The following is a 9,124-nucleotide window of genomic DNA, read 5'->3' on the forward strand; positions in this document are numbered from 1 at the left end:
CTAAGATCACTTGGAAGAACAAGACAATTTCAACAGTTAATTACTACATAGCCATAAATTACTTGCCTGAAAATGCCATGCCAACGATCAATCGTGTTACGATTTTTACCCAGTAGCAGAGCTGTTTTGCTGGCAGGTATATCAATGCAAAAACATTGAATTATTTTCTTAATGTAATAATTACTTAATTTGCTGTTTATTAACATCTTACTAGACTAACAGATTGTATCTTATATTCTAGAGCCTTAATAATTACGCCAATTTATAAAATGCTTTCGCAAAGCTTGGACAATACGTTCACCCACTCCGATGTCACCATAGACTGGTGGAAACTGCTGATGACCAGAGCTTTTTTGCGAACATATCTTATCCTGGATCACTCCAGGGGAGAAACCAGTTAACACATTGGCGCCTACTTTTATGGTTTCCGGTCGCTCGGTGTTATTTCGCACGGTCACGCATGGGACACCAAAAATATAAGCCTCTTCCTGAATGCAGCCACTGTCCGTAATGATTAGCGCCGCAAATTTCTCGTAAGAAAGCGATGTAAATGGATCGACCGGATCAATTACCGTTATCCGTGACAAGAGATCAAAGCTGAGGCCATAATTTTGCATAGCATCTCGTGTCCGCGGATGTATGGGGAAAACCATGGCATCAAATTCATCTGCCAACGAATTGAGCGTTGTAAAAACGTCAATCATTCTTGTGCGACTGTCGGTAAATTCCTTTCGATGCAGGGTAATGTATGCGTAAGTATCCAAACGTGGTTTAACCAATTCAGCAGAGAAGTCATGAATTAAATCTACAGTGGTATTGCCAACATTGAAAATTCGGCCACGCAAATCCGGAATCTTTTTCAAATATTCGGCATGATGCTGCGTATACGTAAACAAATAATGCGCCGCACTATCGACCATGATACGGTTGCGTTCCTCATACATGCGGTTATCATAAGCACGCAGACCTGCCTCGACATGAGCTAATCCAACATCAGAATAGACAGCAGCAACGGCACCAACAATTGATGCCGCAGTGTCGCCATTCACCAAGATCAGATCAATTTGCTGCGTGCGAATGATTTCGCATACCCAATCAATCGCCGCGCCAATACTATAAGATCGAGGATAAATAAAATCTGGCACATAGCCCATTTCGGCAAATACCACCTCTCGGAGCAATGGATCTTGGTGTTGATTAGTATGCAGAACAACAAAATCCAAGTTCGCTTCGCGCAGAGCCTTAACAATGGCATAATTTTTCATGACCTCGGGACGAGTGCCAATTACAATCCCGACTTTCAACGTTCTAGAATAGCCTTAGCAAATGTCTCAGCGACAACTCGATTTCCTTGCTCGTTGAAGTGAACAGAATCCACGTAGCAATCACGACTTAATCCGTTAATCGGTACGCAATGAATTTTTTTATTTTCGGCTGAAATTTTCCTGATCGCGTCATTATATTGATTGCGCCGCTCCACTGTTTCTTTGCGGAAAAAAATATGGCCATCAGGAAAAATAGGAGGAATTTCAGCACAAAATATAGCCTTGTATTTTTTGATCAGAAATGCTCGAACAATTTGCCGGTAATATTCTTCAAAAAGATCCAGCGGCGTTTCATTTCCCACGTCATTTGTACCTATGAGCACGCATACTTGATAAGTATCGCTGATAACTTCGATCTCATTACCAAGTAAAAACCATAATTCCCGAGCTGTATAGCCATTAATACTTCGATTAATCGCACGCCATTGATAAGGTGTTTGTTGAGTGAGCATTTGGGCTAGATATAACGGATAACAACCATAAGTCCGCGCGCCAAAAGTTTGGCTATCGCCAATACAAAGCAGGTTTTGATAATGCATATCGCTATTGCTCTAATTATCGAAACTTACCAAGAATGCGATGAATATTAATATGATGTACATCCGAAAAAATGATGGAGGGGCGAACACGCGAATTTAGTTTCAGACCATTCTCTTGAAAGAAGAAATTTTTTGGTTCTAAAGTAAATAATTTTGTTTTCATCGATTATCTTTTTGCTTCGCAAAATGTTGCCAACCACAATAAATTATATTAAATAAAAGACGATAAATTCTTTTCCGAATCCGAGCATATCAGATTTTACTTCACTTATCAGTTCCTCGATACCAAACGTTTAACAGGCCTACATGAACATCCTCACAAAATCAGATCAGGCCCGGCAACAGCATGGTGTAAATTCTGGTTCAGGAACAGGTCTGACTTCCAGATGCACAAGCCCAACAGCGAAACTTGTAGTCACATTAAATAGAAAAGGCTCTGGACTAGCAGAGTTAATAATATCTGATGATTTGCCATAGTGCACTAGCAAGCTCATCAGGTTGTTTTTTCCAACGCCATTCAGATTCTTTTAAATGCAACTCAAAGTTAACTGACACGCCGTTAAACTTTGCAAGCCGCCGCTTGGTAAAACTCCAAAACGATTCGATACCGTTTATATGGCAATGCCCATCCCGAGCAAATTCATTATCACCATGGGATACACGAAAATGCTTAGAGTATCCTACATCTACCAAACCATTATAACCACGCCAGCCATCACTATAAATAACGCTTTCAATTGATACTTTACCCAGTATTACCGCCTGTAAGGTCAAGCGTTTACAGTCTGGTACTATTTCGGTGTATATCCTCCCATCTCGCTCAAACACACCAAATACAGGCTGTTTTAATCTCTTCCGGGTTTAATTCCTCGCTCCTTGGGGCGAAGGCTGGTTGAAAACCAGCAGTCTGAAGAGCGCTTTTAATACCTCGCTGCTTGCGGCGGGGTGCTTTATTTGTGTCTGGAGTAGGCATGTAGGATTTGATTTTGACAAGAAATCGCGTAATTAAAACGCAAAGGATCGAACATGCCCGTAAAGCAAGCATACCAAGAATTTTTAGATGAAACGATAAAGAATTTGCATCAAGGACAAAGACTGGATGTACAAACAATACTCTGTCAGGTATTTGAAAGTCTGATGGAATCGGAGCGAGCAGTATTTCTGAATGAGTCGTTGGATAACAAAGGCAATGGATTTTACAGTCGATTTATCAATCACCTGCAAGGTCGCTTTGAAATTAAGATTCCAAGGGCCGGCGTGGTCAGTTTTATCCATTGGCTCTGGAAATCATCAAGCAAGATAGCGCCCGTATGGATCAGCTGGCATTGTCGCTATATAGCCTAGGTGTTTCACATCGCGGCGTCAGTCGTATTTTTAAGGATCTGTTTTCTTCCCATTATAGTCCTGGGAAACTATCGCAATGGGTCAAAGCATTTGAGCCGTTACGATTATCCTGGCAGCAACGCTCACTTTCGTCGCACTATCACGTCATTTTAATCGATGCGCTTTATCATGCGGTGAGACGTGACGATGTTGCGCAAGAAGCAACCTATATCGTAATGGGATTGAAACAAGATTATAGCCGTGAAATATTGGGGTTATACCATTTGCCCAGAAAATCAGCCGAAGGCTGGAAACAAGTGTTTCAAGATCTAAAGCAACGTGGTCTCCAACAGGTAGGGCTGGTACTGTGCGATGAATTATCCGGCATCGAAGCTGCACTAGAGCAGCATTTGCCGCATCGTGCCATCCAATGTTGCCTGGTGCACAAAGTGCGACGCTTGATTGCTCATTGGCACGAAGTACTGGATTTAGATAGTTCCTCTCATACACGGAGCAATTTCAAAATTCATCGACCAGTGGGGCAAACGTTATCCCAGTATCCGTGGATCATTACCTGAATACAAGTGGCGTTATTACCATCAATACTTAAATTATCCCGTGCAACTGCGCCGTTGCTATATACCACCAATTGGATTGAGCGCTTTAACAAAGAGGTGCGAAAAACCACACAACATGTTAACAGTTTCCTCAATCCGGGTGCCGCGCTAAACTTGAGTTTTTGGTTACCAAACAAATGGAGGGGAAAACCTATCGAATACCTATAACAAGTTTCTACCCCTTTAAACAGCATATGGAGAAGATCCTATTTGGCCTTCCTTAGACACAGAATTATTAATACTACCAATAATTCTCACTGCAAATCGTAGCTTAAACCAACACTTCAACCGGTGGAGGATGATCAAGAAAAGCTGTTGGACTGGCGCTCAAACCATAAGCCCCAGATTGTAAAACAACCACTAGATCGTTCACGGATGCCTGGGTCATTTGCATTTGATCCGCTAACAAATCTAGCGGCGTGCATAGCGGCCCCACTACTGAAACAATCTCTCTTGCAACGCCTTGAACTTTATTGCCGATAATGACGGGATAGTTTTTGCGGATCACTTGGCCTAAATTTCCAGAAGCCGCCAAGTGATGATGCAGCCCGCCATCTGTTACGAGAAAGACTTGTCCTCGCGACATTTTCCGCTCTAAAACACGGCAAACATAAACGCCTGCCTCGGCAACCAGATATCGCCCCAACTCAAGCGCAACGGTGGTATGCGGTAACTGCTGTTTTACTTTTTTCATCAGGCACTGTAAATTAACACCAATCGTTGCAATATCCAGCGGTCGATCACCAGGAAAATAAGGCACACCAAAACCGCCACCGATATTTAGTAACTTCACAGGTGATGGCGCATATTCAGCAAGCTCAATAACAAGTTGGACGGTTTTTTCATGCGCTTCCTGAATTGCGATCGCATTTAGATTCTGTGAACCGCTAAAAATATGAAATCCAACGAAATCTAAACCGAGAAACCCCAGTCGCGCTAGCAAATCGGGCACACGCTCGGCATCTACGCCGAATGGTTTTGGCCCGCCACTCATCTTCATTCCAGAAGATTTGAGCTCAAAATCCGGGTTAATACGAATAGCAACTTTGGGGGTGATGCCTAAATCTATTCCTTGCTGCGCGATCAATTCCATTTCCTGCTGTGATTCAGCATTGAGAATTACACCTGCGGCAATCGCGCTGCGTAATTCATGCACCTTTTTCCCAGGCCCAGCAAAACTTATCTTTTCAGGGGTAAGAATTGTATCCAGCGCAACCCTCATTTCTCCTATTGAGGCGATATCCAGGCCATCGACTAAACTTGCCAAATGTTGTACCACAGCCGGCATGGGATTGGCTTTTATCGCATAGTGCAACAAGACCTCTTGCGGCAAATGCTGGCGCAGCAGCTCAACCCGTTCGGTGATTTTTTGCCGGTCATACGCATAAAATGGTGTCGTACCCACGCGATCGACCAATCGAGTTAATGCCATCCCACCTATCTGTAAGCAATCGTTCTGCACAGAAAATGGTATAAGTGGCGCATGTTCCAACAATGGATTGGTCATGAATCGCTTTCGCCAAATAATAGTTGTAATTGCTGAGAAAGAAATTTACGGTCTATTTTTCCGTTAGGATTGCGCGGCAAGTTACCTTCGTGCACCTCGAAATGATTTGGTACCATATATGCAGGTAGTTGTTTCTTGCATTCACTTAGCAGAGTTTCGATATCTAAGTGAATGCCTTTCCTGACAGTCACAATTACAGCGATTGCTTGTCCTAGAATCGGGTGCGGAACGCCAAAAGCGACCGCTTCAGCGACACATTCCGTAGCATAGATAACTTCCTCAATTTCGGTTGGACTGACGCGATACCCCGAAGTTTTAATCATTTCGTCACGGCGCCCGACAAAGTACAAGAACCCTTCTTCATCCTTATACACAGTATCACCCGACCACGCAGCAATCTCAGTGAGCATCAATCCAGCTTGGCGGGGTTTAATGGGTTTAAAGCATGTTACGGTTTTTTCCGCATCATTCCAATAACCCATTCCAACCTGAACGCCCCGATGCACCAATTCTCCGGGCTCACCCGGCGCGCAATGCGAACCATCTTCCCGCAACACCAGCACTTCGGCATTCGGTATCGCCTTACCAATGGAATCAGGACGCCGACTGATCTCATCTGGCTCCAAATACGTTGAACGAAAAGCTTCGGTAAAGCCATACATCAAAAAAATTTGTGTCTCCGGTAAGGTAATGCGCAATTGATCCAGCGTCCTGCGCGGTATGGCACCGCCTGAATTGGTAATGTAGCGCAACGAAAATGCTTTTCCCCAATTCAGTTGCGCAAGTTGAATCCATAATGACGGCACAGCTGCTAATCCGGTGATCTGCTGATCTTTGACGATAGCAACGATATCCCGTGGCAATAAATAATTCATCAAGATACTTGTCGCACCTACATAAAAAGCAGTCGTCAACTGACTCAATCCATAATCAAAACTCAGCGGCAACGCAATCAAAATTCGATCGTCAGATCGATTCTGCAAGTACTGCATCACACTTTTAGCGCCGGCAACTAGATTACGGTGCGAAAGCACAACTCCTTTGGGTCTTCCGGTGCTGCCAGAGGTATAAATGATCGCCGCCATATCGCTATCGATAGTTGGCGTCGCTGCATTGACACCGTCAACCTCATTCCAACTAACAATGATAAGTCCGGCAATAACCGGAAGCTCGCCTTTGGCATCGACCACCACAACCACGCGCAGATCATGGCAAGACAATAAAATAGCTTGCAACAATTTTAACCGTTCCAACGACGTCACCAATACTCGCACGTTGCAGTCAATCAAAATAAAAGAGACTTGTTTCGGTTTCAATACCGGATTGACCGGAACAAAAACACCTCCCGCCGCAGCGGCAGCAAATAATGCAATGACAGTCTCAAAACGTTTCTCGAGATATACCGCAACCCGCTCACCACGATCTAAGCCAAGCGCCCGAAAACCACCCGCTTTTGCTTTAACATGCCCAGCCAACATGGCATAGCACATACGCTGATCTTGATATGACAGCGCCTCAGAGTCTGGCGCTCGTTCTGCAGCTTCAAAAATCAGATCATGGATTAAGTCAGTCATTTATCAGATACTTTATGATCATATCCACAAAAAACATTTGGATTAAATTGCGCACATTATAATCGGCTTTACGCTACAAGCCCCGATGAACATCCATCATGCTTGCAATAGTCCAGGCAAAATAAACACCGGCTTTACAGAATCGCGTAAACTATTCCACTTCCCCATTCGGCTTAATAGTTATTAAACAATCATGATGGTACGCACACGATTTGCTCCCAGTCCTACCGGTTATCTTCACATTGGCGGCGCGCGCACCGCGCTTTTCTCTTGGGCTTATGCGCGTAAACACGGCGGAAAATTTATTTTGCGCATTGAAGATACCGATCTGGAACGTTCAACCCAACAATCGATACAGGCAATTCTTGACGGCATGGCATGGCTGGGATTGGATTATGATGAAGGACCTTTATACCAGATGCAACGGCTTACGCGCTATCACGAAGTTGTCGAGCAGCTATTGCAGAACAATCAAGCCTATTATTGCTACGCCTCCAAGGAAGAGTTGGAAGCAATGCGCGAACAACAATTGGCTGCCGGGCTGAAACCTCGCTACGACGGACGCTGGCGTGACTCTTCAAAAACTCCGCCCACAGGAGTAAAACCAGTAATCCGGTTCAGAAATCCATTAGAGGGTCATGTCACCTTCAATGATCAAATCAAGGGGCGGATCACGGTCGCGAACAATGAACTGGACGATCTGGTGTTGCTACGCAGCGATGGAGTGCCGACTTATAATTTCAGTGTAGTCATTGATGATCTGGACATGAATATCACCCATGTAATACGCGGCGATGATCACGTCAACAACACTCCGCGCCAAGTTAACATTCTTAAAGCCCTGCAGGCGTCGTTACCAGAGTATGCACATGTTCCGATGATATTGGGCGCGAACGGCGAACGCTTATCCAAACGTCACGGCGCTGTCTCAGTTATCCAATACCGTGATGACGGTTATTTGCCCGAGGCTCTGCTGAATTATCTGGCCAGGCTTGGATGGTCGCACGGCGATGAAGAAATTTTCAGCCGCGAGCAATTGGTGGAATGGTTTGATCTGACGGCAATCAACCGCTCCCCGGCTAAATTCAATCCGGAAAAACTGCACTGGATCAATCAGCAATATCTCAAAACAACCGATAATGCTCGTTTGACTGAATTGACAGTGCCTTTCCTCACAAAAGATAATTGCCAAATTGATGGTGGTCCCAATTTAGTGTTGGTCGTCGACTTACTCAAAGAGAGAGTCAATACCATCGAAGAACTGGCCGATGCGGCAGTATACTTCTATCGTCCTCTGGATCCATCTAGTGAGCTGAAAGAGCAATACCTTACTGCGGAAGCAAGACCGATCATGATCAGTTTGCTGGAAAAATTCAATCAAATTGAATGGAATCGAGAAATTATTCATCAGGAAATAAAGTCCACTGCCAAAGCGCACGGCGTTAAATTACCAAAAATTGCTATGCCACTACGGGTAATGGTCACTGGAGAAATTCATACCCCTTCAATCGATGCAGTTCTAGCATTGCTTGGACGAGAAGAAACGCTTGCTCGCATGAACAACCACATGGGCGATTTCCCGGATTGATCTTTTCTTTACAATAAATCCAGGCATCAGTATAATCCCCCTTCCTTTGCTCAGGGGGTATAGCTCAGCTGGGAGAGCGCTTGCATGGCATGCAAGAGGTCAGCGGTTCGATCCCGCTTATCTCCACCAGTTAATCTTAAAAAAGCGAAGCTGTGCCGATATAACACTTGTCCCCATCGTCTAGAGGCCTAGGACATCGCCCTTTCACGGCGGTAACAGGGGTTCGAATCCCCTTGGGGACGCCAAATAGAACAAAGACATGCAGAATTTCATGCTTTTTTCTCATTGCGTAACTATGCATAATTCATGAATTAAAGAACTTCATTTCAAAACTTATAGCTTTTGAAAGCCGATCACAGTAATGGGCATGGTTTCCGCGCGATCGCACGCATCATACTTAATCAAGACTCCGGCAATAAAGATTCAAATCTTGGATAAAGAGCTATAAACAAGGCAGCTTGAAAATTTGACTCCCTACAAGATTCATCTTAATCAAAAACTTGAGCGCGCTCTAACTTATATATACTTGCCGGATTCATTCGAGTGAATTATTTGTGATAATTGCTTTTCTTTTATATCGTTTTCCCGCAAATAAGTAGGCTCTAGACTAGAAGACACAATCTGTTAGTCTAGCAAGATGTTAATAAACAG

Annotated in this window: 7 protein-coding genes, 2 tRNA genes and 2 pseudogenes; 5 read left to right on the forward strand and 6 right to left on the reverse strand. The window is 44.1% G+C overall.

What is annotated here, in order from left to right; translation table 11 throughout:
- Positions 1 to 47 precede the first annotated feature (47 nt).
- The 4 genes and pseudogenes from QZV86_RS12510 to QZV86_RS12525 form a co-directional block, all read right to left on the reverse strand.
- Positions 48 to 206, reverse strand: a pseudogene (locus tag QZV86_RS12510) (IS1595 family transposase); the annotation flags it as partial.
- Between the two features lie 39 nt (positions 207 to 245).
- Complete coding sequence (locus tag QZV86_RS12515; protein ID WP_295628705.1) at positions 246 to 1,265, reverse strand: UDP-N-acetylglucosamine 2-epimerase; 1,020 nt, start codon at positions 1,263 to 1,265, stop codon at positions 246 to 248.
- Between the two features lie 35 nt (positions 1,266 to 1,300).
- Positions 1,301 to 1,864, reverse strand: coding sequence for an SGNH/GDSL hydrolase family protein (locus tag QZV86_RS12520; RefSeq protein ID WP_295628708.1), 564 nt, complete (start codon positions 1,862 to 1,864; stop codon positions 1,301 to 1,303).
- A gap of 450 nt (positions 1,865 to 2,314) precedes the next feature.
- Positions 2,315 to 2,713, reverse strand: a pseudogene (locus tag QZV86_RS12525) (IS1595 family transposase); the annotation flags it as partial.
- A gap of 177 nt (positions 2,714 to 2,890) precedes the next feature.
- Here QZV86_RS12525 and QZV86_RS12530 point away from each other — a divergent pair.
- Complete coding sequence (locus tag QZV86_RS12530) at positions 2,891 to 3,208, forward strand: hypothetical protein (protein WP_295628710.1); 318 nt, start codon at positions 2,891 to 2,893, stop codon at positions 3,206 to 3,208.
- The gene (locus tag QZV86_RS12535) at positions 3,139 to 3,765 is read left to right on the forward strand and encodes a transposase (protein ID WP_295628713.1); all 627 of its coding nucleotides are present in this window, start codon (positions 3,139 to 3,141) and stop codon (positions 3,763 to 3,765) included. Before QZV86_RS12530 ends, QZV86_RS12535 begins: the two co-directional genes overlap by 70 nt.
- A gap of 310 nt (positions 3,766 to 4,075) precedes the next feature.
- On the opposite strand, the gene QZV86_RS12540 is transcribed toward QZV86_RS12535, so the two are convergent.
- Complete coding sequence (locus QZV86_RS12540) at positions 4,076 to 5,311, reverse strand: pyridoxal-dependent decarboxylase, exosortase A system-associated (RefSeq protein ID WP_295628716.1); 1,236 nt, start codon at positions 5,309 to 5,311, stop codon at positions 4,076 to 4,078.
- Positions 5,308 to 6,885 (reverse strand): acyl-CoA ligase (AMP-forming), exosortase A system-associated, encoded by a 1,578-nt coding sequence (locus QZV86_RS12545; protein ID WP_295628719.1) that lies wholly within the window; start codon positions 6,883 to 6,885, stop codon positions 5,308 to 5,310. Before QZV86_RS12545 ends, QZV86_RS12540 begins: the two co-directional genes overlap by 4 nt.
- Positions 6,886 to 7,081: 196 nt before the next feature.
- Here QZV86_RS12545 and gltX point away from each other — a divergent pair, with 196 nt between their 5' ends.
- From gltX to QZV86_RS12560, 3 genes are all read left to right on the forward strand, one after another.
- Positions 7,082 to 8,473, forward strand: a complete 1,392-nt coding sequence (gltX, locus tag QZV86_RS12550) for a glutamate--tRNA ligase (protein WP_295628722.1) — start codon at positions 7,082 to 7,084, stop codon at positions 8,471 to 8,473.
- A gap of 53 nt (positions 8,474 to 8,526) precedes the next feature.
- Positions 8,527 to 8,602, forward strand: a tRNA-Ala gene (locus QZV86_RS12555).
- Between the two features lie 40 nt (positions 8,603 to 8,642).
- A tRNA-Glu gene (locus QZV86_RS12560) sits at positions 8,643 to 8,718 on the forward strand.
- Positions 8,719 to 9,124 lie beyond the last annotated feature (406 nt).

The sequence above is a fragment of the uncultured Nitrosomonas sp. genome (assembly GCF_902826915.1).
Classification (GTDB): domain Bacteria; phylum Pseudomonadota; class Gammaproteobacteria; order Burkholderiales; family Nitrosomonadaceae; genus Nitrosomonas.

Excerpts from the sequence above, each read along its gene's own strand:
- QZV86_RS12515 (WP_295628705.1), bottom strand. The coding sequence starts at position 1,265 with ATGAAAAATTATGCCATTGTTAAGGCTCTGCGCGAAGCGAACTTGGAT.
- QZV86_RS12540 (WP_295628716.1), bottom strand. The coding sequence starts at position 5,311 with ATGACCAATCCATTGTTGGAACATGCGCCACTTATACCATTTTCTGTG.
- QZV86_RS12545 (WP_295628719.1), bottom strand. The coding sequence starts at position 6,885 with ATGACTGACTTAATCCATGATCTGATTTTTGAAGCTGCAGAACGAGCG.
- QZV86_RS12520 (WP_295628708.1), bottom strand. The coding sequence starts at position 1,864 with ATGCATTATCAAAACCTGCTTTGTATTGGCGATAGCCAAACTTTTGGC.
- gltX (WP_295628722.1), top strand. The coding sequence starts at position 7,082 with ATGGTACGCACACGATTTGCTCCCAGTCCTACCGGTTATCTTCACATT.
- QZV86_RS12530 (WP_295628710.1), top strand. The coding sequence starts at position 2,891 with ATGCCCGTAAAGCAAGCATACCAAGAATTTTTAGATGAAACGATAAAG.